Source organism: Piscinibacterium candidicorallinum (assembly GCF_047549485.1).
Lineage (GTDB): Bacteria > Pseudomonadota > Gammaproteobacteria > Burkholderiales > Burkholderiaceae_C > Piscinibacterium > Piscinibacterium candidicorallinum.
Genome location: NZ_CP180191.1, coordinates 293,699 through 315,916, shown reverse-complemented (window position 1 = coordinate 315,916; position 22,218 = coordinate 293,699). Strand labels below are relative to the sequence as shown.

Genomic DNA, 22,218 nt, shown 5'->3' with positions numbered 1-22,218 from the left:
ACTGTCGCACTGCTGTAATCAGGCGATGAATGCTCACGTACCCGGCGGCCAGCCCGCCACTTGCCCGCTGTGTGCCGCGGATGGCGGCCGCTTGATCCTGCGCAGCTCGCGCTGGCGCGTCGTCTTTGCGGACGAGCCTGACTACCCCTGTTTCGTGCGCGTGATCTGGAATACCCACGTGCGCGAGATGAGCGATCTGCCCGAGAGCGAGCAGCACCTGCTGATGCAGGCCGTGTTCGCCGTTGAGCGTGCCATGCGCGCCGTGCTCAACCCGCACAAGATCAATCTCGCGAGCTTCGGCAACATGGCGCCGCATGTGCACTGGCACGTCATCCCGCGCTGGCCGGACGACGCACACTTCCCCCAGCCGACCTGGGCGTCGAAACAGCGCGAAGGCGTGGCCCACGGCGCCGATCTGCGCGATCCGCTGGCGCAAGCCATCTGCGCGGCGCTCGCGCCGCTTGACGCCTAGGGCGATTCGAAACCGGGGCCGCGCCGGATGCGGATGGCGCCGAGCAGCGGTTCGTCCGGCGAGCGCTCGATTGCGCCTTGGGTGATCCGCACCCGCCCCACACGAGCCTGGGTCACGGCCGTCTCACGGGCGGCTGGCATCCACCGGCGCCAGGCTTGCGGCTCGCCCGCCTGCTCCGCTAGCACCCGGGCCAGCTCGGACGGGCAGATGCTGGCCTCAGGCCGGCGCGCTGCGAGCAAGGCCGCAAGCAGCGCAGGCGCGTTCGGCGGCAGCGGAACCTGATCCATCGGCTGGTCTTTCATGTGCGACCCATCCATCTATGGGCCAATCCCGAAGCACATTACTCCCCAAAACGGTGAACACCGCCTGAGAGCCGCTCAATAGAATCCCGGGGCTCATGAACAAAAGCAGCGCCCTGAAGTTCCAGCCACGCGCCCTATCCCGCGCCGGGGTGCTGCGCCTGCTTGGCGCCTTTGCGGGCATCGCGTTAGCGGCATGGCTGTCACGCAGCCTGTCGCCGGGCGAGCACTTTTCGCTGCTCTGGCTCCCTGCAGGACTCGCCTTTGCGCTGACGTGGAAGTACGGTTTTGTGATGCTGCTGCCGATCATGGGCGGCATGCTGGCATGGGGCGCCCTCGCGCAGCCGCACAACCCCTGGGTCGGGCTGACCGCGGCCGCTGCAGAAGCGATTGCCGTGGTGGCCGCAGTGTCTGCATTGCGCTGGCTGCTGAAGGTGCGGCGCTGGCGCGGCATCGGCTCCGAGAACGGGCGCCTGCGCTGGCTGCTCAACTTCTATGTCGCCACGCTGCTGATCGGCGCGCTGCTTCCGGCTCTGCTGGGCGCGCTGATCTTCAAGCTGTCAGGGCAGTTCGGTTCGCTGGCCTTTGGCGAACTCGCCTTCGTGTACTGGGTCATCCAGGCCCTGGGCACCCTGCTGTTCGCACCGCTGATCCTGAGCCTGCTCGGCGCAAGCGACGACGACGCAAACCCCATCCCCTTCCCGCCGGGCTTTTCGGAGCTGCGCATCACGGTGATTGACGCGCTAGCAGGTCTGGCCGTGATCGCGCTGGCGGCGGTCATCTTCTGGCTGCGCCGCAGCGGCAACGACGGCTATGTGACCATCGTCGCGCTGGCCTATCTGCCGCTGGTCGCCTTCAGCGCCATGACTCAGGGGGCCCGATTCAACTACCTGATCCTGACCCTGGCCGCGGTGCTCATGTCGCTGGCGCTGGTGCTGACGAGCGACCCGATCGGCAGCGGCCGGCCCACCGAGCCGGCACTGCGCAAGGAGGTGTTCGAGACCCTGGTGCTGATCTTCTGCGGCACCCTGCTTGCGCAAATCCTGCAGGCGATCTCCAGCGACCGCGCACGTGCACTTGCGCGCCTGGAGGACCAGGCCATGCGCGAGCCCGTGACAGGTCTGTACAACGAGTTCGGCTTCGGTCGCTGGCTGGACGCGCGCGACAGCCAGCGCGCCTGGCTGCTGGTCGCCGTGTGGTTCGGCTCGCAGGAGCGCATCGGGTTTCTGCTCGGTCCGGCCAACATCCTGTCGGCGCGCCGTCAGCTGGCGCGGCAGCTCGACGCCTACCAGCCCAAGATGCTGGCCACCACCGAGCCAGGCCGCTACCTGCTGGCCTTCTCGGACGACGCCCGGGGCCACGACACGGTGGATGCCCTCTTCCTTGCGCTCAAGCGCCATCAGGTGCCCAGGGAGAACGGCGACATGATCGACATGCCGGGCCGCGTGACCGTGGTTCGCCTGCCGCCCGGCGGCGGCGGCAGCGCCACGCTGATGACCTCCACGCTCATGGCCCTGGAGGCGCAGACCGCCCCGGTCAATGCGCAGCGACCGCCCCGGCACGATCTCACGGACGACCTGCTCTACCGCCTGGCCGACATTGCCAGCCGCAGCGAACGGGTGCGCACCTGGATCAACGAGGGGCGCATCGTGCTCTTTGCCCAGCAGATCGCGCCGGCGCAGCCTGCTTCGGCCGAGGATCCGCTGCTGGCGTTTGAAATCCTGGCCCGCCTTCGCGATGACCAGGAACAGCTTCTGCCACCCGGTGTGTTCCTGTCGATCGCCGCCGAGCTGGGCATGATGGCGCAGATCGACCGTGTCGTCGTCTCAGCGGTGTTCGACTACTTCCGCAAGCGCCCGGAGCAGCTGGCACGTGTCCGCAAGTGCGCCATCAACATGAGCTCGGCGAGCCTGGCCGACCCGGGCTTCGTGAGCTTCGTGAAGACCGCACTGGCCGAGCGCGGCCTGTCGGCGCGGCACTTCGGCTTCGAGATCACCGAATCACAGGCCATTGCCAGCCCGCAGCTTGCGCAGAGCACGGTGTCTCTGTTGCGCTCGGCGGGCTTTGCAGTGTCGATTGACGACTTCGGCACCGGCTTTGCCACCTATGACTATCTCAAGCGCTTCGCAGTCGACGAGATCAAGATCGACGGCTCCTTCATCACCGGCCTGACCAACCCCAACGCCACCAACTACAGCGTCACCAGCCTGGGGTTGGACGAGGAGATCGTCGCCTCGATCGTGCGCATTGCACACCGCCTGAACATCCGTACGGTGGCCGAGTGCGTGGGCGACGAGGCGGTCCGCAAGCAGGTCGCGGCGCTTGGCGTGGACTATGTGCAGGGCTGGTGCGTCGGCCGGCCCGTGCCGCTGGGGCAGCTGTTCGAGTGACTCGACCGAGCCCGGCTACTGCGGCACCGGCAGCGCCGTGGTGTCCTTCACACGCTCCAGCGCAAAGCTGCTCTTGACGTCCATCACCTCCGGCCGAGTCATCAGGCGCTCCATCACCAGATGGGTGAAGTGCTCCAGATCGCGGCAATGCACGCGCAGCAGGTAGTCCATCTCGCCGGTCATGGCCAGGCAGGTCACCACTTCGGGCCAGGTCTGCACCGCAGCACGAAAGTTCTCCAGCGGCTTGGCGCCGCGCTTTTCGAGCTTCACGCTGACGTAGGCGAGCAGCCCCAGGCCGAGTTTCTGCGGGTCCAGCAGGGCCACGTAGCGCTTGATGATGCCGGCCTCCTCCAGGCGCTTGATGCGCCGCAGGCAGGGGCTGGCTGAGAGGTTCACCCTCTCTGCAATCTGCTGATAGGTGAGGTGCGCGTCGTCCTGCAAAAGGTCCAGGATCTGACGGTCGATGCGGTCGAGCTCGATGGCAGGCATGAAGATGCTCGCTGTTTGAACTGAGCGCAATTTTATTGCGCCTCGGGCGATATGAGAGGCAAACAACGCACATCCATTGCGTGTTTGGAGGCGTACGATTTCGCCCATTGTCCACGGCCTGGCGCAGCCCGGGCCGCAGCGTCCCAGCCATCGAGGTGCCTTCCATGTCGTCCAGCAAGCCCGTCGCCAAATTCACGCCCTGGGAGAACCCCATGGGCACCGCCGGTTTCGAGTTCATCGAGTACGCCGCGCCGGACCCCGCCGCCATGGGCAAGCTCTTTGAAAGCATGGGCTTTAAGGCGATTGCCAAGCACCGCACCAAAAACGTGCTGCTGTATCGCCAGGGCGGCATCAACTTCATCGTCAACGCCGAGCCAGACTCCTTCGCCCAGCGCTTTGCGCGCCTGCATGGCCCCTCCATCTGCGCGATTGCCTTCCGCGTGCAGGACGCCGCCGCGGCCTTCAAGCGCGCCATTGACCTGGGCGCCTGGGGGTTCGATTCCAAGAGCGGCCCGATGGAGCTGAACATCCCGGCCATCAAGGGCATCGGTGATTCGCTGATCTACTTCGTGGACCGCTGGAAGGGCAAGGACGGCGCGGCCGCCGGCACGATCGGCGACATCGACATCTACGACGTCGACTTCATCCCGCTGAACCCGGCCACGGCCCACGCCGACGTGAGCCACCGGGGTGTGGGCCTGCAGTTCGTGGACCACCTCACCCACAACGTGCACCGCGGCCGCATGAAGGAATGGGCGGACTTCTACGAGCGCCTGTTCAACTTCCGCGAGATCCGCTACTTCGACATCGAGGGCCAGGTCACCGGCGTGAAGTCCAAAGCCATGACCAGCCCCTGCGGCAACATCCGTATCCCGATCAACGAGGAGGGTGGCGAGAAGGCCGGCCAGATCCAGGAATACCTGGACGATTACCACGGCGAGGGCATCCAGCACATTGCCCTCTCCAGCAACAACATCTATGAGACCGTGGAGGCGCTGCGCGCCAGCGGTGTGGTGTTCCTGGACACGCCGGATACTTACTACGAGCTGGTGGAGAAGCGCCTGCCCGGCACCGGCGAAGACATCGCCCGCCTGCACAAGAACTTCATCCTGATGGACGGCGCCCCTGGCGGCGGCCGCCTGCTGCAGATCTTCACCAAGACGGTTATCGGCCCGATCTTCTTCGAGATCATCCAGCGCAAGGGCGACGAAGGCTTCGGCGAAGGCAACTTCAAGGCCCTGTTCGAATCGATCGAGCTGGATCAGATTCGGCGGGGTGTGGTCACCACAGCCTGAGCCGTCATACATCGCGAGAGCTGGTCGCCGCGCCACAAGCGCAGCGGCCGCGAGGAGACCCGCCATGAAGATCGACGACCTGCCCGCCGCCTACAGCTTTGGTGCCACCGACAACCCGCCGCGCGGCGACTACGCCAGCGCCCGGGCAGACTTCACCTGCGAGCAGGACTGGGCGGCCTACACGCCTGAAATGCACGAGCGCTACCGGCGCCTGTATGCAGACCGAATCGCCAAGCTGCCGGGCCTGGCCTGCGACGAGTTCATGGATGGTCTGACGCACATGGACTCGGCCGAGGCGATTCCGCGCTTCGAGCAGGTGAATGTCTCTTTGCGCCGCGCCACCGGCTGGGAGATCGCCGCGGTGCCCGGCATCATCCCGGAGACGGCGTTCTTCTCGCTGCTGGCGCAGCGGCGCTTTCCGGTCACGACCTGGCTGCGCGAGGAGCACGAGTTCAACTACATCGTGGAACCCGATGTGTTCCACGACTTCTTCGGCCACGTGCCCCTGCTCTACAACCCGGTGTTTGCCGACTACATGCAGGCCTATGGCGAAGGCGGCCTGAAGGCGCAGGCCCTGGGCGGGCTGGAGTACCTCGCACGCCTGTATTGGTACACGGTGGAATTCGGGCTGATCAACACACCGAGCGGGCTGCGCATCTACGGCGCGGGCATCCTGTCCTCAGGCAGCGAGCCGCAGCACAGCCTGTTCTCGCCCAAGCCCAACCGCGTGGGCTTCGACCTGCTGCGCGTGATGGCAAGCAAGTACCGCATTGATGACTTCCAGGACACCTACTACGTCATCGACAGCTACAAGCAGCTCTTCGATGCCACGGCGCCGGACTTCACGCCCTACTACACCCAGCTGCGCGGCATGCCGACCTATGCGGCCAATCAGGTGCTGGCGAGTGATCGGCTGTTCAAGGCCGCCACAAAATAGATCAAATTCGGACTGATTTTAGTTCGCGATCATTAGGCCGTTTTCCGCAACTGGCATGCGGATCTCGGCACGTTGACACCGAAAATATCCATCGATTTCGGTCAAAAATACTAAACAGGGCGCCATGGCGCCCTGTTTTGCTTCTTGAGAGGCCTTACGGCCCTCGGTGCGCCTACGCCGCCTCGCGATACGCCGCGCCAAAGCCCTTGCCAAATCCGACCCACGGCCGCGGCTTGTGCTGCGCCACGGCCTTCGCGATGGCGGCGATGTGCTCCGGCGTGGTGCCGCAGCAGCCGCCAGCGATGTTCAGAAAGCCCGCCTGCGCAAACTCGCCCACCAGGCGCGAGGTGTCGGCCGGGGTTTCGTCAAAGCCGGTGTCGCTCATCGGGTTGGGCAGGCCGGCATTGGGGTAGCAGCTGATCGCGGTTTCGCCCGCTTTCTTGGCCAGCTCCTCGATGTAGGGGCGCATCAGTGCTGCGCCCAGGGCACAGTTCAGGCCAATCGTGATCGGCTTGATGTGGCGCACGCTCGCCCAGAAAGCTTCCACGGTCTGGCCCGAGAGCACGCGGCCGGAGGCGTCCGTGACCGTGCCGGAGATCATTACCGGCAGGCGCAGGCCATGGGTCTCGAAGTACTCGTCGATGGCGAAGATGGCCGCCTTGGCGTTCAGGGTGTCGAAGATCGTCTCGACCAGGATGATGTCCACGCCGCCGTCCACCAGCGCCTCGATCTGCTCGGTGTAGGCCACCTTGAGCTCGTCGAAGGTGATATTTCGCGCGCCGGGGTCGTTCACATCCGGGCTGATGCTGGCCGTCTTGGGCTGGGGGCCGAGCGCGCCGGCCACAAAGCGCGGCCTGTCCGGCGTCGAATACTTGTCCCGTGCATCGCAGGCCAGCCTGGCGGCGGCCAGGTTCAGCTCGCGCACGATGCCCGGGTAGTGCTGCGGCAGCTCATAGTCGCCCTGGGCCACGCTCGTGGCGCCAAAGGTGTTGGTCTCCACGATGTCTGCACCCGCGGCGAAGTACTGCTCGTGGATCTCGCTGATGATTTCCGGCCGCGTGATGCACAGCAGCTCGTTGTCACCCTTGAGGTCCTTGGGGTGCTCGGTGAAGCGGTCGCCGCGGAAATCGGCCTCGGCCAGCTTGTAGCGCTGGATCATGGTGCCCATGGCGCCATCCAGGATCAGGATGCGCTCGCGCATGAGGGCTTGCAGTTGTTCGGTGCAGTCGGGCCGGGCCATGGAGTGCTCGCAGGCAGATTCTTGGAGGAGGCTGTGCAGTTTAGGCGCGGCGGCGCGCTTTCCGCCTCTGAAGCATCCCGTGGAAAAAGCTCATGCGTGGCACACGCCGCAGCCCTGCACTTGTCTACCTCCACGCCCCGAAAACAGGGGTCAGACCCGCTCTGGGTGCGGCACACCACGCCAAAGTGCCTGAAGAACCGCACCAGACAAGCGGAATGGCAGGCTCAATCCGCAGGCCCCATGCGGCTTTCCAAGGCATTCGCGCAGACTCAGCGCGCCTTCCACGCCCGCTGCACCACAAGGGCCAGCACACCCGCCACCACGCCCCAGAAGGCCGAGCCCACGCCCAGGATGCTCACGCCGGAGAGCGTGACGAGGAAGGTGATCAGCGCCGCCTCGCGGTCGGCCTCGTCCTTGAGGGCCGTCGCCAGCCCGGCACCAATCGTGCCCAACAGCGCCAGCCCGGCAATGGCCGAGATGAAGGCCTTCGGAAAGGCAATCAGCAGCCCGGCGATCGCCCCGCCGAACAGACCCAGCAGCGTGTAGAGCAGACCCGACGTCATGGCCGCCACGTAGCGGCGCTTGGGGTCTTCGTGCGCTTCCGGGCCCATGCAAATCGCTGCCGTGATGGCCGAGAGGTTCAGCGCAAAGGCGCCGAACGGCGCGAGTACTAGGGTGGCGATACCGGTGAGCGAGATGATCTTGCTGATCGGCATGTCGTAACCCGCCGCGCGGATGGCTGCCACGCCCGGCAGGTTCTGCGAGGCCATGGTCACAATGAACAGCGGCACCCCCAGGCTGATGATGGCCGCCAGATCGAACACCGGCATCGTGAACACCGGCACGGCCAGCGACCAGCTCACGCTCTCCATGCGCATCTGCCCCGCGGCCACGCACCAGAGCACGCCCACCACCAGCACCGCCATGACGGCATAGCGCGGCGCCAGCCTGCGGCCGAGCAGATAGGTCACGAGCATGGTGGCCACGAGCCCGAACTCACTGCCGGCCGCGGTGAAGGCCTGCAGGCCGAAGCGCGCCAGCACACCGGCCAGCAGGGCCGCGGCCAGCGCCATGGGCAGGCGGTTCATCACGCGCTCAAACCAGCCAGTGGCACCCGACAGCAGGATCAGCGCGCCACAGAAGATGAAGGCACCCGTCGCCTGGGCCATGTTGAATCCGCCGCTGCCTGCGGCGCCGACCGCCCCCGCCGCGAGCACCGCCGCGCCCGGCGTGGACCAGGCCACCATCACCGGCTGGCGCAGCCACCAGGCAGGCAACAGGCTGGTCAGGCCCATGCCCAGGCCCAGCGCCCACATCCATGAGGTGAGCTGTGCCTGCGTGGCGCCCAGCGCGGTGGCCGCCTGGAACACGATGGCCACTGAGCTCGTGAAGCCCACCAGCACGGCCACGAAGCCTGCCGTGGCGGCGGACAGGGAAAAGTCGCGCAGCAATGAACGGCCGGCGCCGGCGTCTTGTGCGGTGGACGAGGCGGGTTGGGGTGCGCTCATGGCGTCGTTTCGATCACTGAGAGGGACAGTGCAAGAGGAGGCAGGCGGCGTGAGTGCAGCCAGGATGCTTGCGCACTCTAGCGGTCACACGGCAGGCGGCAGACCGTGCGGGTGGACTGACCGGCGCAGTGCAGCCGTCTACACGGGCTCTCGGCCGGCGCGTGAGCCAGATGATGGCAGGGTCGGGGCAGACGAAGCGCGGCTCGGGCCGGCGGCGCTCACGCGCGTCACTTCGGAGCGGCTGAAGGCTCGGACGGTCTGAAACGAACCGGCGCGACAGGTTGGCCGCCCCAGCACTACGCCGCCGCACCGGCTCTTGGCGTGTGCGGGCCGCCGCACTCCGCCCGCGCTGCCGCAAGCAGCGCCTTGCGCTGCGCCGCGCCGCTGACCGGCCAGCGCACGAATGCGCCGTCCTGCTTGAGATCGGCAAACAGCCCCGCGGGGTCTTCGTGAAAATGCAGAAACGCGCTGCCGCCCCGGTAGAAGATGCCGGGCCTGCGTTCAGTCAGCCCCGGCAGGCTGCGCAGCTGGGCAAGCAGCGAAGCCAGGGCAGCAAGTGCCTCGGCCCCGGCGTGCTTCATCTTCCGCGCTCAGCCGCTCAGCTCTTGACTTCGACGCGGCGGTTCTTGGCGCGGCCTTCGGCCGTTGCGTTGTCAGCCACCGGCTGGTCCGCACCGAAGGACTCGACCTTGATCGCGTCCGCCTTGGCACCGAGGCTCACCAGGCGCTGCTTGACGGCCTCCGCACGGGCCTGAGCCAGACGCTTGTTGGTTTCGGCATCGCCCGTGTTGTCGGTGTGGCCCGTGACCGTCAGGCTGTACCCGGCCTGCTGGGACGCCTGTGCAAGCGCGCGCAAGGCATCCCGTTGCGCGGCCGCCATGGCCGGCGTGGCCGAGCCGGTGGCAAAGCTCAGCACGACCGGGCTGGTCACCACGGGCGTTCCGGCCGGCGGCGTCATCTTGCTGCCGGCTGCCGGGGCGGCCGGTTTGGCGGCGGGTGCGGCTGCTACGGACGCCGGGGCAGGCGCGGGCGTGGCGACGGGCGCTGGCGCTGCCGCCACCGGAGCAGGCGCAGGTGCTGCGGCAACAGGTGCAGGGACAGGCGCAGGGGCAGGAAGGGCTGCTGCGGGGGCAGGCGCGGCGGCGGGCGCTGCAGCCACGGCGGTGGCCGGCGCGTCGATCCACTTGAACTGGATGGCGTCGAAGCGCTCGGCCGGCGCATTGGTGAGCTGCGGCGCGCTCACGAGCTTGATGCGCTCATTGGGCAGCTTGTCCATGAACAGGATGCTGGCGGTCTCGGCGCGGGCCAGGCCGAGGTCCGGGGTACTGGCGGGCTTTTCGTTGGCATAGGCCATGCCGGTGATCTGCAGCACCTGGCCAGGTTTGCCTTCAGCGAGCAGCGCCGTGACCTTGGCGTCAAAGTCCGGGCGGGTAAGTGCCACGGTTTCGTTGGTCATGAACTCTACGCCGCTGGGCTGGGCCGTGGCTGCGGCAGGCGCCGCAGCGGGCGCTGCCGGCTGGGCGGGGGCGGTCTGCTTTTCGCCGCAGGCCACGAGCAGCGTGGCGGCCACGGCGAGTGCCAACGGGCGCAAGGCAAGGGGGGCAGCGGCACGAATTTGGGCAGTCGCCATGACGGTTCCTCCGGCAGCGGCCGCCTCTTGGGGCGGCCTGTCTAGATGGGCTTCAGATGGGTTGCGCCTGCCCGCAGGCTCGCAGGGCAGGCGGCGGCAAGGTTAGTCCTGCATGCCGCGCCTGCCCACCCCGGAGCGGCCGCGGTGCATCCGCGGCCCGCCGCGCTCACTGCTTTGCGGTAGGTGCCGCCGCGCTCGCGGCGGCCTGCGGCAGGGCAAGCCCCCACTGCGAGAGCATGAAGGTGAACACGCGCGCCCGCTCGCGCAGCGCATCGAAGCGCCCGGACGCACCACCGTGACCCACACCCATGTTGATGTTGAACAGCAGCGGCGTGTTGTCCGTCTTCAAGGTGCGCAGGCGGGCCGCATACTTGGCCGGTTCCCAGTAGGGCACCTGGCTGTCGTTGAAGCCGGTGCGCAGGTAGATGGCCGGATAGGCGCCGCGCTTGAGGTTGTCGTAGGGGCTATAGGCGCGTATGACCTTGTAGTCCTCAAGGTTCTTGGGGTTGCCCCACTCGATGAACTCGCCGGTGGTCAATGGCAGGGTCTCGTCAAGCATGGTGTTGATCACATCCACGAACGGGACCTCGCTGACCACCGCTTTGAACAGATCCGGGCGCAGATTGGTGACCGCGCCCATCAACAGGCCGCCGGCGCTGCCGCCCTGGATGATCAGCTGGGAGGGTTCGGTGTAGCCCTGGGCGATCAGGGTCTCGGCACTGGCGATGAAGTCGGTGAAGGTGTTCATCTTCTTGCCGAGCTTGCCGTCGAGATACCACTGGCGGCCCAGATCGCCGCCACCGCGGATGTGCGCAATGGCAAAGATCACGCCGCGATCCAGCAACGAAACGCGCGACAACGAAAAGCCCGGATCACTCGGGAAGCCGTAGCTTCCGTAGCCGTAGAGCAGCAGGGGCTGCGGCCCGGTCTTACGCAGGTCGGTTCGCCAGATCAGCGAGATCGGCACTTCGGTGCCGTCCTTGGCGCGGGCCATAACCTGCCGCTCGGTGTAGCGCTTGGGGTCGTAACCGCCCAGCACGGGCTGGACCTTGCGCAGTTCGCGCTTCTTGCTGGCCATGTCGTAGTCGAACACGGAGTTCGGCGTGGCCAGCGAGGTGTAGGCAAAGCGGTAGGTACTGGTGTCGTACTCGCTGTTATCCATGCCGCGGGCGCTGTAGACCGCTGCGTCCATGGCGATGTAGTGCGAGCGCGCGGCATCGAAACCCTTGGCCAGATCAAACACGCGCAGCTTCTGTGCACCCTTGTCGCGCTCGCGCAGGACCATGAAGCCACGGAACAGGTCGGCCGACTCGAGCATCACGTCCTTGCGGTGGGCGATCAGCTCTTTCCATGCGCCCGTTTCCGTGTTCTTGCTGGCCGCAGCAACGCGGACGAGGCGATTGTTCGGGCCGGTGTCGTTGACCAGCAGGTAGAAGTCGCCGCCTTTTGCGCCAGCATGGTGGGAGAGATACACCTCGCGGCCCGTCTTGCGCGCCACGATGCGGCGCAGGCTGCTCGCCGGCTTGCGGGCGTCGATCACGCGGATATCACTGGTGTCCTTGCTGCGCGAGGTCAGCACGATCCAGTCACCGGAGCGGGTACGCCCCAGGTCGAGATCGAACATCTCGTCTTTTTCCTCCGCCAGCAGCTGGTCCTTGCCCTTGCTGCCCAGCACATGCTTCCAAAGGCGATAGGTGCGTTTGGCGGCATCGACCGTCGTGTAGAACAGGGTGCGGCTGTCTGCGGCCCAGGCGATCTCGGAGATGTCCTTGATGGACTTGTCAAGGTACTTGCCGGTCTGCAGGTCTTTGATGTGCAGGGTGTAGTCGCGCCCTCCGGTTTCGTCGGTGGTGTAGGCCAGCAGACGGTTGTTGTCGGACACATCGAAGGCGCCCAGCGCGAGGAACTTCTTGCCCTCGGCCAGCTTGTTCAAGTCCAGCAGGACTTCCTCCGGCGCGTCCACGCTGCCCTTGCGGCGGGTGAGGATCGGATACTGCTTGCCTTCTTCGGTGCGGGTCACGTACCAGTAGCCGCGCTCCAGACGGGGCACGGCCTGGTCGCGCTGCTGCACACGGCCCAGGATCTCCTTGTAAAGGGATTCCTCGAAGGCTGCGTAGGGCGCGAAGTAGCGGTCGGCCCAGGCGTTCTCCGCCTTGAGATGCTCGATGACCTCCGGGTTGTTTCTTTCACGCAACCAGAAGAACTCGTCGATGCGCTTGTCGCCATGAACGGTGACGTCCTTGGGCTTCTGGGCAGCCATGGGCGGCCGGGCGGCATCGGTGGTGGCAACCGTCTGTGCACCAAGCGGCGCGATCAGTGCGCAGAGAACAGTGAGAAGAAGGAGACGCTTCATGGGCTTCCTTGGATGGGGATGCATGAGGAACCCCGCCGGGTAGTCGGGGCAGCCTTGCGGGGCAGACCCGCATCATGGCACGCGAAAGACGCGCCCATCAGGGAAGTCCCGCACTCGAATGCACTACAGAGCAAACTGTTTGCAGCAGTGCAACACGGCCGCTAACATGGTTTGTAAGTGTCTTCAAGAGCGGCGATACGGTCTGACTTATCCGGCCAGTCTGGCTTTCCGGCTTGAAGACGCGTTGCGCAAGGCACCCGGTCAGGCAAGAGATTCATCCCGCGACAGCCCAGACTCCCAAGCGTGTGCATCAACCCGCAGCCGCAAACTCCCTTCTTGATGTTTCCGCGGCCGCACAACGTCCTCCGCTAGTCAGTTAGAGATAGAGAAAGAGAAAGGCAAACGCAATGCCGACCGGTGTAGTCAAGTGGTTCAACGAGTCCAAGGGCTTTGGCTTCGTCACCCCCGATGAGGGCGGCAACGACATCTTTGCCCACTTCTCCGACATTCAGGGCGGCGGCTTCCGCACGCTGCGCGAAGGCCAGCGCATCGAGTACGACCTGAAGGACGGCCCCAAGGGCCCGCAGGCCGCCAACATCCGGTCCCTGGACCCCGTGCCTGAAGGTGGTGGTGGCGGCGGTGGCAGGCCCTTCGGTGATCGCCCGCCGCGTCAGTTTGGTGACCGCCCTCCGCGCCCCTGGGGTGATCGTCCGCCCCGTGAAGGTGGTGGTGGCGGTGGCTTTGGCGACCGTCCTCCGCGCCCCTGGGGTGATCGTCCGCCCCGCGAAGGTGGTGGTGGTGGTGGCGGTGGCGGCTTCGGTGACCGCCCCCCGCGTCAATTTGGTGACCGTCCTCCGCGCCCGTTCGGCGATCGCCCGCCCCGCCGTGAAGGCGGATTTGGTGGTGGTGGTGGCGAGGGTGGCGGTGGCTTTGGCGATCGTCCGCCCCGCACGCCCTGGGGCGCCCCATTGCGCGGTGAAGGTGGCGGCGGCGGTTTTGGTGCTCCCCCTGGTGGCGCACCGGCGGACCGCAAGCCGCGCCGCTTCAACGAGCGCCCGCGCAAGGACTACCGCGACCGTTCAGGCGACGACGAGGAGTGATCCCGGTTCGGGCCAGTTCAGCCGGCCCGAAGCGTGCAGAAAGTCGCGCTGTCTCAATATGCAACAACGCCCGCTTCTGCGGGCGTTGTTCTTTGGGCTCGGCGGCGCGCGCCGCGCGAACGACGCTCAGACGCGCTTGCGGGGCCGGGACGGCGCAGCGGACGCACCGGCCGCCAAGGCGACATCTCGCGTGGCAACAGGCGGCAGACGCGCAATCATGCGCAGCACGTCCTGGATGCCCGCCGTGCCAGTCTTGGTGCAAAGCGCCTTGACGTGCGTGCGGACGGTGGATTCGGCCACCTGCTCACGCTCGGCGATGTCCTTGGGGCGGAAGCCGGCGCAGAGCGCATCGAGTACACGCGCCTCGGTCGGCGTGAGGCCGAAGTGGCGGGCAAACATGACGATCTCCGGGCGGCTGGCGATGTCGGTACGACCGGATACCAGCGCGACCGCATAGGGCTCGCCGCTGTTGGCGCGGGCCGCCAGCGGCAAGACGGCAACGGTGGTCGGTTCACCTTGCGTCGGCAGCACGATCAGGCTGCGCTTGCCCAAGCGGGCCGCTTTCAACGCGTAATCGAGGCGGTCATTCACGGCCTGCTGGGACAGGCGCAGGGTGCCACCCTGAAGATCGATCACGCCGGGGACGAGCAGTTCCTTGTGGGCGCGGGAGTTTGAAAACAGAGCGTGGCCATCAAGTGTCACGATCAGGATGGCGCAATCCACCAGTTCAAGCAGGGCAGCAAGCGATTCAAAGGCCTGCGGCAGTGCGGCCGGTGCAGGGGCTTCAGCCGCGCGAGCTGGGGCACTGAACGCGGCTCCCAGCGCATTGCCAAGGGCGCTCAGATCGACGCCACTACTTGTAGACCCCGTTCCCGGGCCGGTATTCAGATTCGTGAGCATGTCCATCCCCAACGCTCGGCAACTTCACCAGATCGGACGATTACGCCCTGCGGAGTTACATCCTGTTGCCGAACGTGAAGCGTAACGAACCTTGCACTGTTCATCCAGACCCGAAACTGAATTTCGCCTCCAGACAACAGCCCCTCGGACAGACGGCGGCGAAACACCGCCGCGCGGCGCCTAGAAGGGGAGGAGAGTGTTTCAGCGTCGACGAACCGTCAACGCCTCAGGATTGGCGAGCCCGGTGGGCTGGCCGGCAGCAAAGGCCGCCACATGGGCGAAGGCCTCGCTGAAGTAGTGCTCATAGTGCGTCAGTTCCACATAGCCCAGGTGCGGTGTGCACAAGGCATTCTCCAAACGCAGCAGGGGATGCCCTTGAAGAATCGGTTCCGATTCGAATACATCGACTGCCGCAAAACCGGGCCGCCCCCGGTTCAGTGCGCCCACCAGGGCATCGGCGGCGACCAGCTCCGCGCGTGCGGTGTTGACCAGAAGCGCGTCCGGTTTCATCCGCTGGAGATCAGCCGCACTCACAATGCCCCGGGTCTCGTCGTTCAGGCGCAGGTGCAGGCATACAACGTCGCTGTCGCTGAACAACGCCTCTCTGCTTGCCGCCACTTCAAAGCCGGCCGAACGCGCCCGCTCGAGCGAGCCCTCGCGGCCCCAGACCAGCACGCGCATGCCGAAGGCCTGGCCGAATTGCGCCACGCGCTGACCGATCCGGCCGAAGCCCCAGACCCCCAGGGTGCTGCCTGCGAGACGGCGCCCGAGGCCGAAGTTGGCGGGCATGCTGTTGGCCTTCAGGCCGCTTTGCTGCCACGCACCATGCTTGAGCGCCGTGGCGTACTGCGGAATCCGGCGCATCGCAGTCATCAGCAGCGCCCAGGTGAACTCCGCGGCCGCAACGGCGTCGCTCGTACCTTCGGCCACGGCGATGCCACGCTTGGTGCAGGCTTCGACATCGACATGCATGCCCAGCTTGCCCGTCTGCACGATCAGGCGCAGATTCGGTAGCTTCTCGATCAGTTGCTGCGTGATGGCGGTGCGCTCGCGGATCAGCACCAGCCCTTCGGTATCGCGCAGCCGCACCGACAATTGACCGATGCCCTTCACAGTGTTGTTGAAGACCTTGACTTCGTGGCCGGCAAGCAGGTTGAAGCAGTTCAGCTTCCGAACAGCGTCCTGGTAGTCATCGAGGATGGCGATCTTCATGGCGCGAGGCGTGGTGCGGTGCGGAATCATCGGCGGCGCGTCGGATCGCCGCCTCGATTACCACTACTTTCGTCAATGTAGTTACAAGCGCCGATGTAAGGGCTGCGTGCTACAGTTTTCACTTCAGATCACGCTGCACCTGTGCAGGCGTTGTCCAAGCCGGACATCGGGCAGACCCCGCCTCCGGCTAGCGCCCGAGACGGGCTGCTCAAGCACCCAAAAACGATTGGCAAGCCCGCCAGCAAGGCCGCTCATACGCGGCCGCCTTCGACGGACTGGCGAGCTTACCAATCGTTTTTTGTCATCCAAGAGGTCTGCATGAACGCCGTTTTGAAACCCGCTGTAAGCGCACCCGACTGGGTTCGCAACGCCAAGCTGATCGAGTGGGTTCACTCGATCGCGGCCCACACTCAGCCTGACCGCATTTACTGGTGCGACGGCAGCCAGGCTGAGTATGACCGCCTGTGCGGCGAACTGGTCGCCGCAGGCACGATGCGCAAGCTCAACGACGCCAAGCGCCCCAACAGCTACCTGGCGTGGAGCGACCCCAGCGACGTGGCACGCGTCGAAGACCGCACCTTCATCTGCAGCGAGAAGAAGGAAGACGCCGGTCCGACCAACAACTGGATGGCCCCCTCCGAGATGCGCGCTACGCTGGACGGCCTGTTCGCTGGTTGCATGCGCGGACGCACGATGTACGTGGTTCCGTTCTCGATGGGCCCGCTGGGCTCGCCGATCGCCCACATCGGCGTCGAATTGTCCGACAGCCCCTATGTGGCAGTGAACATGCGCATCATGACGCGCATGGGCCGAGCCGTGTACGACGTGCTCGGCACGGACGGCGACTTCGTGCCCTGTGTCCACACCGTCGGCAAGCCCCTGGCAGCGGGCGAAAAGGATGTGCCCTGGCCCTGCAACCCGACCAAGTACATCGTGCACTTCCCGCAATCGCGGGAGATCTGGAGCTACGGCTCGGGCTACGGCGGCAACGCCCTGCTGGGCAAGAAGTGTTTCGCGCTGCGCATCGCCTCCACCATGGGCCGCCAAGCCGCCCAAGGGCCCTCCGGCAGCCCGGGCTGGCTGGCTGAGCACATGCTGATCCTCGGCGTCACCTCGCCGGCGGGCAAGAAGTACCACGTGGCTGCTGCTTTCCCCTCGGCCTGCGGCAAGACCAACTTCGCGATGCTCATCCCGCCGGCCGGCTTCGAAGGCTGGAAGGTCACGACCATCGGTGACGACATTGCCTGGATCAAGCCGGGTGCTGATGGCCGCCTGTACGCCATCAACCCCGAGGCCGGCTACTTCGGCGTGGCGCCTGGCACCAACACGCTGACCAACCCGAACTGCATGGCCAGCTTGAAGCGCGACGTGATCTTCACCAATGTAGCGCTGACCGGCGACGGTGACGTCTGGTGGGAAGGCATGGAGAAGGAGACGGGCGGCGCGCCCGCGCACCTGATCGACTGGCAGGGCAAGGACTGGACGCCCGAAGACGGCAAGGCCGGCCGCAAGGCGGCGCACCCCAATGCGCGCTTCACCGTAGCTGCGACCAACAACCCGGCGCTGGATGCGCAGTGGGATGATCCGGCCGGCGTGCCGATAGACGCCTTCATCTTCGGCGGCCGCCGCTCCACGGTGGTGCCGCTGGTGACTGAAGCCCGCAACTGGGTCGAAGGCGTCTACATGGCCGCCACCATGGGCAGCGAGACCACCGCAGCGCAAGCCGGTGCCACCGGCGTGGTGCGCCGCGATCCCTTCGCCATGCTGCCCTTTGCCGGCTACAACATGGCCGACTACTTCCAGCACTGGCTGAATCTCGGCGAAAAGCTCCACGCCTCCGGCGCCAAGCTGCCCAGGATCTTCACCACCAACTGGTTCCGCAAGGGCGAGGATGGCAAGTTTGTCTGGCCGGGCTACGGCGAGAACATGCGCGTGCTGAAGTGGATGATCGACCGCATTGAAGGCTCGGGCGGCGGTGCGGAGCATGTGTTCGGCATTTCGCCACGCTACGAAGACCTGAACTGGACCGGGCTGCCCTTCAGCGCGCAGGACTTCGACAAGGTCACCTCGATCGATCGTGCCGCCTGGCAAGCCGAGCTCAAGCTGCACGAGGAACTGTTTGCGCAACTTGCACACAGACTGCCCGCGCAATTGCCTGAAGTGAAGGCGCAGATCGAGGCGAGATTGGCCGCCTGACGAGCGCGTGATCGCGGTCTGATCCGCGGATCGCTCCCTCCACGCCAACGGCGCACCGGTCTGATCGGTGCGCCGTTTTCTCTTTCAGGCGGACTATCCCTTGGGCTGCGCGCCCGCTGCATCCGTAGGGCGGAACGCGATCGGCCCAGCCAGCGCCGGTTTGCAGCCCACGGCGCTCGCGTAGTAGGCGCGAATGCGCGGCAGGTCCTGCTCTGCGTCGCTCGTGAGGCCGATGAATTGCGTGACCCGCACTTCCTTGCGCGAGAAGTCCAGCGCAGCCAGACCCAGCGGTACGCCCGCGGCCACCGCCAGGTGATAAAAGCCGCTCTTCCAGAAGGGCTTGAGGCTGCGCGTTCCCTCCGGCGCCAGCGCGAGCCAGAAGAAAGGGCTGGCCTTCATCTGCTGTGCCGTGCTTGCGATCAGACCCTGTGAGGCTGCGCGATTGACAGGTACCCCGCCCCACCACCGCATCAAGGGCCCGAGGGTGTAGCGCGTGAGCGGATGCATAAAGAGCGTGTCCTTGCCCCACCAGCGCACAGGAAAGCCGATGGCCCACTTGGCCAGGATGCCCACCAGAAAGTCCCAGTTGCTGGTATGCGGATAGACGATGAACACGCCGTGCGGGCCGGGTACACCATCGAAGTACACGCGCCAGCCGAACAGGCGAAGCAGCGCACGGGCCAGTCGCGAGCCGCGAAACCGGACGAGCGGCCGCTCGGCCAGCACGCCGTCGGCTGCAGTAACGGGTAGATGAGGGACTTCGGAGACGATCGGAGCGGCAGGCGCCGGAAGCAGGGCAGGCATGTACAGCGGGCGGGGACGATGGGCGGCGGGTGCGCTGGAGCGCAACTTGGAATGGTTTCAGCTGCCTGTCTCGTGCAACGAGGCGTGAACTGCAGCATCCGCACCATAGCGGTGGCGACGAATCTGCACACGCTGCATCGCCGCAATCCGTGCGCCGTACACTCGGTCGCATGCTGGCTGATTCACGCACCCAACCCGCGCACGCGCCCGGGGCAAGCAATGACCCGCTGATCCTGCGCGAGGCACGCGCTGACGACATGCCCGCCGTGCTGGATATCTACAACGCCGAGGTGCGCACCAGCACCTCGACCTACCAGTACGCCGAGCGCACCCTGGACGAGCAGCTGGCCCTGCTCAGCTCCAAGCAGACCGCCGGCGACCCCTTCGTGCTGGCCGAGCTCGCGGACGGCTCCGTGGGCGGCTACGCCACCTATGGACCCTTCCGCCCGCGCGAAGGCTGGCGCTTCACGGTGGAGCACTCGGTGTATCTGCGCGAGGACTGCCGCGGCAAGGGTATCGCCCGGCCGCTGATGCGCCACATCATGGGCCATGCCAAGGCCCGCGGCTTTCACAGCATGGTGGGCGTGGTGGATGCAAGCAATGCCGCTTCGATCCGCATGCACCAGGCCATGGGCTTTCAGGTGGCCGGCGTGATGCGCGAAGGCGGCTACAAGTTCGATCGCTGGCTCGACTGCGCCTTTCTGCAGGCTCTCCTATGAACAGCAGCACACTGGACCCCAAGAATCAGCCGCAACCTGGCAGCACCACGGACCCCTGCGCGGTGGCCACCACGCAGATGCACCGCAACGAGGCGCTGATCAAGCGCTTCTACTGCGCCTTCTCGCGGCGTGACGCGGCCACCATGGCCGCGTGCTACGCGCCGGATGCCGTCTTTCGCGACCCGGCCTTCGAGCTGCGCGGCGAGCGCATCGGCCAGATGTGGAGCATGCTGACCTCGCAGGCCGGGCCGGACTTCAAGATCGAGTTCGAGGGCGTGCAGGCCGACGAGCAGCAGGGCCGCGCCCACTGGGAGGCGGACTACACCTTCTCGACCTCCGGGCGGCCGGTGCACAACATCATCGAAGCGCGCTTCACCTTCGAGAATGGCCTGATCAAGACCCACGTCGATGACTTCAACTTCTGGCGCTGGAGCCAGCAGGCCCTCGGTCTGCCCGGCCTGCTGCTGGGCTGGACGCCGCTCCTGCAGAACAAGGTGCGCGAGCAGGCTGCCAAGCGGCTGGAACGCTTCGCGGCGCGAAAACCCGCCTAGATCAACGGCCGATTTTCATCTTTTTTGCGAATCAAAAAAGTGGCTTTCCGCATATCAGTCGCTAATCTTGGCCGATTTCTGCACACCGCAAAACACGGCCGAAACTGACTTAATCGAGCGCTGGACTGGCTCTCCAGGTACCTACACCGCACGTGGCTTGACCCGGCGCGCCGCATGCTTGGCATGGATGCGCGCCACGTCCACGTCGCTGTCGAAGGCCAGGGCCACGCCCATGCGGCGCTTGGCAAAACTCTCCGGCTTGCCGAACAGGCGCAATTCGGAATTGGGCACCCGCAGCGCCTGCTCCACGCCCTCGAACACAATGCCCGCAGCCTCCACGCCGCCGTAGATCACGGCACTGGCCCCCGGGCTCTTGAGCGCGGTGTTCACCGGCAGACCAAGGATGGCGCGAGCGTGCAGCTCGAACTCGTTCTGCCATTGCGTGATCATCGTGACCATGCCGGTGTCGTGCGGGCGCGGACTGACCTCGCTGAACCAGACCTGATCGCCCTTGACGAACAGCTCCACGCCGTACAGCCCGAGGCCGGCGGGATGGCCGTCTGCGCCAGTGCCCAGATCATCCGTGATGCGTTTGGCAATCTCGCGCGCCGCCGCAAGCGCGCGGGCGCTCATCTCGTGGGGCTGCCAGCTCTCGACATAGTCGCCACTGACCTGGATGTGGCCGATCGGCTCGCAGAAATGCGTCTGCACCTGGCCGTCGTCGCCGCGTGCGCGCACCGTGAGCTGCGTGATCTCGTAGTCGAAGTCGATGAAGCCTTCGACGATGACGCGCCCGGCGTTCACGCGGCCACCGGCCATGGCGTAGTCCCAGGCGGGCCTCACGTCGTCCGGGCCGTCGATCTTGCTCTGCCCCTTGCCCGATGAACTCATCACCGGCTTGACGATGCAGGGGTAGCCGATCGCAGGCTGGCCGTCGGTGCCGTCGATGGCGGCCTGAAGCTGCTCGATGGAGTCCGCAAAACGATACGGCGAGGTCGGCAAGCCCAGCGTCTCGGCCGCCAGGCGGCGGATACCCTCGCGGTCCATCGTGAGCCGCGCGGCGCGCGCTGTGGGCACCACACGCACCACCCCGGCGGCTTCCAGCTCCTGCAGCACCGGCGTGGCAATCGCTTCGATCTCGGGCACGACGAGCATCGGCCTCTCGCGCAGGATCAGTTCGCGCAGCGCATCCGGGTCGCTCATGGCAATGGTGTGGGCATGGTGGGCGACCTGGTGCCCCGGCGCGTTGTCGTAGCGATCCACGGCGATCGTCTCGATGCCCAGGCGCTGCAACGCGATCAGCACTTCCTTGCCCAGCTCACCGGCGCCCAGCAGCATCACCCGCGTGGCGCTGGGCGAAAGTGGCGTACCCAATGTGGTCATGCGTGTCCCCTTGTGTTTTGCGGCCGAACGCTGCAGGCCATTCTGTCTTTTCGGCCGCTCACGCAGCGCGCTTGAACGTCGCCAGCCAGGCGCCCGCCAGGATGAACAGGCTGCCGAAGAAGCGGTTGATCCAGGCTGTCTGCCGCGGCGAGTTCATGACCGCCAGCACGCGCGCGGCCAGCGCGGTGTACACACCCATCACGACGAGGTCTGTGAAGCCGAGCGTCAGCGCAATGATCAGGTACTGCGGCACCAGCGGCGCATGCGGATCAAGGAACTGCGGCATCACGGCGAGCAGAAACACCGTGCCCTTGGGGTTCATGGCGTTGACCACGAAGCCTTTGAGCACCAGCGAGCGCCGCGTGGCCGTGCCGCCCTGCTCGACCTGAATCGCACCGCCCGAGGGGTGCAAGGAGTCCTTCCACACACGCAGGCCGAGATACACGAGGTAGGCCACGCCCAGCCACTTCACGATCAGAAAGGCCGTGCTGGAGGCCGCAATCAGTGCGCCCAGGCCCACGGCGACAAGCAAGACCTGCAGCCAGATTCCGGAGATCAACCCGGCGGTCGTCCAGTAGCCCCGGCGAAACCCGTAGGCAGCGCCACTGCTCATGGCTGCCACGGCGCCTGCGCCCGGCGAAATGCTGATCGCCCAGGAGGCGGCGAAAAAAGCGAGCCAGGTCGTCCACTGCATGATTCAAGTTCTTCCGTCGGGATCAGAATCGAGGCTAGCCGAAGCC

The 22,218-nt window shown here is 66.1% G+C and carries 19 protein-coding genes and 1 pseudogene; 8 read left to right on the top strand and 12 right to left on the bottom strand.

The window, feature by feature from the left end:
• The first annotated feature begins 25 nt into the window (after positions 1-25).
• Entirely contained in the window at positions 26-472 is a 447-nt protein-coding gene (locus ACMDW7_RS01465) for an HIT family protein (protein WP_377303703.1), read from the top strand.
• On the opposite strand, the gene ACMDW7_RS01460 is transcribed toward ACMDW7_RS01465, so the two are convergent.
• Positions 469-774, bottom strand: a complete 306-nt coding sequence (locus ACMDW7_RS01460) for a DUF3253 domain-containing protein (RefSeq protein WP_377303705.1) — start codon at positions 772-774, stop codon at positions 469-471. The genes ACMDW7_RS01465 and ACMDW7_RS01460 overlap by 4 nt on opposite strands.
• 95 nt (positions 775-869) lie before the next feature.
• Between ACMDW7_RS01460 and ACMDW7_RS01455 the strand changes: the two genes are divergently transcribed.
• Positions 870-3,161 (top strand): EAL domain-containing protein, encoded by a 2,292-nt coding sequence (locus ACMDW7_RS01455; RefSeq protein ID WP_377303707.1) that lies wholly within the window; start codon positions 870-872, stop codon positions 3,159-3,161.
• A 15-nt stretch (positions 3,162-3,176) separates the two neighbouring features.
• On the opposite strand, the gene ACMDW7_RS01450 is transcribed toward ACMDW7_RS01455, so the two are convergent.
• The gene (locus ACMDW7_RS01450) at positions 3,177-3,650 is read right to left on the bottom strand and encodes an Lrp/AsnC family transcriptional regulator (RefSeq protein WP_377303709.1); all 474 of its coding nucleotides are present in this window, start codon (positions 3,648-3,650) and stop codon (positions 3,177-3,179) included.
• A 164-nt stretch (positions 3,651-3,814) separates the two neighbouring features.
• Here ACMDW7_RS01450 and hppD point away from each other — a divergent pair, with 164 nt between their 5' ends.
• Both hppD and phhA read left to right on the top strand, forming a co-directional pair.
• A complete protein-coding gene (gene hppD, locus ACMDW7_RS01445; protein ID WP_377303711.1) occupies positions 3,815-4,945 on the top strand; it encodes a 4-hydroxyphenylpyruvate dioxygenase in 1,131 nt (376 codons plus the stop codon).
• A 64-nt stretch (positions 4,946-5,009) separates the two neighbouring features.
• The gene (phhA, locus tag ACMDW7_RS01440) at positions 5,010-5,882 is read left to right on the top strand and encodes a phenylalanine 4-monooxygenase (protein WP_377303713.1); all 873 of its coding nucleotides are present in this window, start codon (positions 5,010-5,012) and stop codon (positions 5,880-5,882) included.
• 172 nt (positions 5,883-6,054) lie between these two features.
• On the opposite strand, the gene ACMDW7_RS01435 is transcribed toward phhA, so the two are convergent.
• The 5 genes from ACMDW7_RS01435 to ACMDW7_RS01415 all read right to left on the bottom strand — a co-directional run bounded on the left by ACMDW7_RS01435 (position 6,055) and on the right by ACMDW7_RS01415 (position 12,613).
• The gene (locus tag ACMDW7_RS01435) at positions 6,055-7,122 is read right to left on the bottom strand and encodes a homocysteine S-methyltransferase family protein (protein WP_377303715.1); all 1,068 of its coding nucleotides are present in this window, start codon (positions 7,120-7,122) and stop codon (positions 6,055-6,057) included.
• A gap of 269 nt (positions 7,123-7,391) precedes the next feature.
• Positions 7,392-8,630 (bottom strand): benzoate/H(+) symporter BenE family transporter, encoded by a 1,239-nt coding sequence (locus ACMDW7_RS01430; RefSeq protein ID WP_377303717.1) that lies wholly within the window; start codon positions 8,628-8,630, stop codon positions 7,392-7,394.
• Between the two features lie 296 nt (positions 8,631-8,926).
• Entirely contained in the window at positions 8,927-9,211 is a 285-nt protein-coding gene (locus tag ACMDW7_RS01425; RefSeq protein ID WP_377303718.1) for a hypothetical protein, read from the bottom strand.
• A gap of 17 nt (positions 9,212-9,228) precedes the next feature.
• Complete coding sequence (locus ACMDW7_RS01420) at positions 9,229-10,260, bottom strand: OmpA family protein (RefSeq protein ID WP_377303720.1); 1,032 nt, start codon at positions 10,258-10,260, stop codon at positions 9,229-9,231.
• Between the two features lie 166 nt (positions 10,261-10,426).
• Positions 10,427-12,613, bottom strand: coding sequence for a S9 family peptidase (locus tag ACMDW7_RS01415; protein WP_377303722.1), 2,187 nt, complete (start codon positions 12,611-12,613; stop codon positions 10,427-10,429).
• A gap of 407 nt (positions 12,614-13,020) precedes the next feature.
• On the opposite strand from ACMDW7_RS01415, the pseudogene ACMDW7_RS01410 reads away from it, so the two are divergent.
• Positions 13,021-13,215, top strand: a pseudogene (locus tag ACMDW7_RS01410) (cold-shock protein); the annotation flags it as partial.
• A gap of 624 nt (positions 13,216-13,839) precedes the next feature.
• Here the strand turns inward: ACMDW7_RS01410 and ACMDW7_RS01405 are convergent.
• Positions 13,840-14,613: a helix-turn-helix transcriptional regulator gene (locus ACMDW7_RS01405; RefSeq protein ID WP_377303724.1), complete on the bottom strand. Its 774-nt coding sequence runs from the start codon at positions 14,611-14,613 to the stop codon at positions 13,840-13,842.
• Between the two features lie 201 nt (positions 14,614-14,814).
• Entirely contained in the window at positions 14,815-15,825 is a 1,011-nt protein-coding gene (locus ACMDW7_RS01400; RefSeq protein WP_377303726.1) for a D-2-hydroxyacid dehydrogenase family protein, read from the bottom strand.
• A 318-nt stretch (positions 15,826-16,143) separates the two neighbouring features.
• Between ACMDW7_RS01400 and ACMDW7_RS01395 the strand changes: the two genes are divergently transcribed.
• The gene (locus tag ACMDW7_RS01395) at positions 16,144-18,021 is read left to right on the top strand and encodes a phosphoenolpyruvate carboxykinase (GTP) (RefSeq protein ID WP_377303728.1); all 1,878 of its coding nucleotides are present in this window, start codon (positions 16,144-16,146) and stop codon (positions 18,019-18,021) included.
• A gap of 93 nt (positions 18,022-18,114) precedes the next feature.
• Here the strand turns inward: ACMDW7_RS01395 and ACMDW7_RS01390 are convergent, their stop codons facing one another.
• Entirely contained in the window at positions 18,115-18,825 is a 711-nt protein-coding gene (locus ACMDW7_RS01390) for a 1-acyl-sn-glycerol-3-phosphate acyltransferase (RefSeq protein WP_377303730.1), read from the bottom strand.
• Positions 18,826-18,974: 149 nt separating this feature from the next.
• On the opposite strand from ACMDW7_RS01390, the gene ACMDW7_RS01385 reads away from it, so the two are divergent.
• Together ACMDW7_RS01385 and ACMDW7_RS01380 are read left to right on the top strand one after the other, a co-directional pair.
• On the top strand, positions 18,975-19,544 hold the full coding sequence (locus ACMDW7_RS01385) for a GNAT family N-acetyltransferase (protein WP_377303732.1): 570 nt from the start codon (positions 18,975-18,977) through the stop codon (positions 19,542-19,544).
• 77 nt (positions 19,545-19,621) lie between these two features.
• Complete coding sequence (locus ACMDW7_RS01380) at positions 19,622-20,095, top strand: nuclear transport factor 2 family protein (protein ID WP_377304275.1); 474 nt, start codon at positions 19,622-19,624, stop codon at positions 20,093-20,095.
• A gap of 141 nt (positions 20,096-20,236) precedes the next feature.
• Here ACMDW7_RS01380 and purT read toward each other — a convergent pair whose 3' ends face one another.
• Complete coding sequence (purT, locus tag ACMDW7_RS01375; protein ID WP_377303734.1) at positions 20,237-21,478, bottom strand: formate-dependent phosphoribosylglycinamide formyltransferase; 1,242 nt, start codon at positions 21,476-21,478, stop codon at positions 20,237-20,239.
• Between the two features lie 58 nt (positions 21,479-21,536).
• Positions 21,537-22,172 (bottom strand): LysE family transporter, encoded by a 636-nt coding sequence (locus ACMDW7_RS01370; protein ID WP_377303736.1) that lies wholly within the window; start codon positions 22,170-22,172, stop codon positions 21,537-21,539.
• Positions 22,173-22,218: the final 46 nt, after the last annotated feature.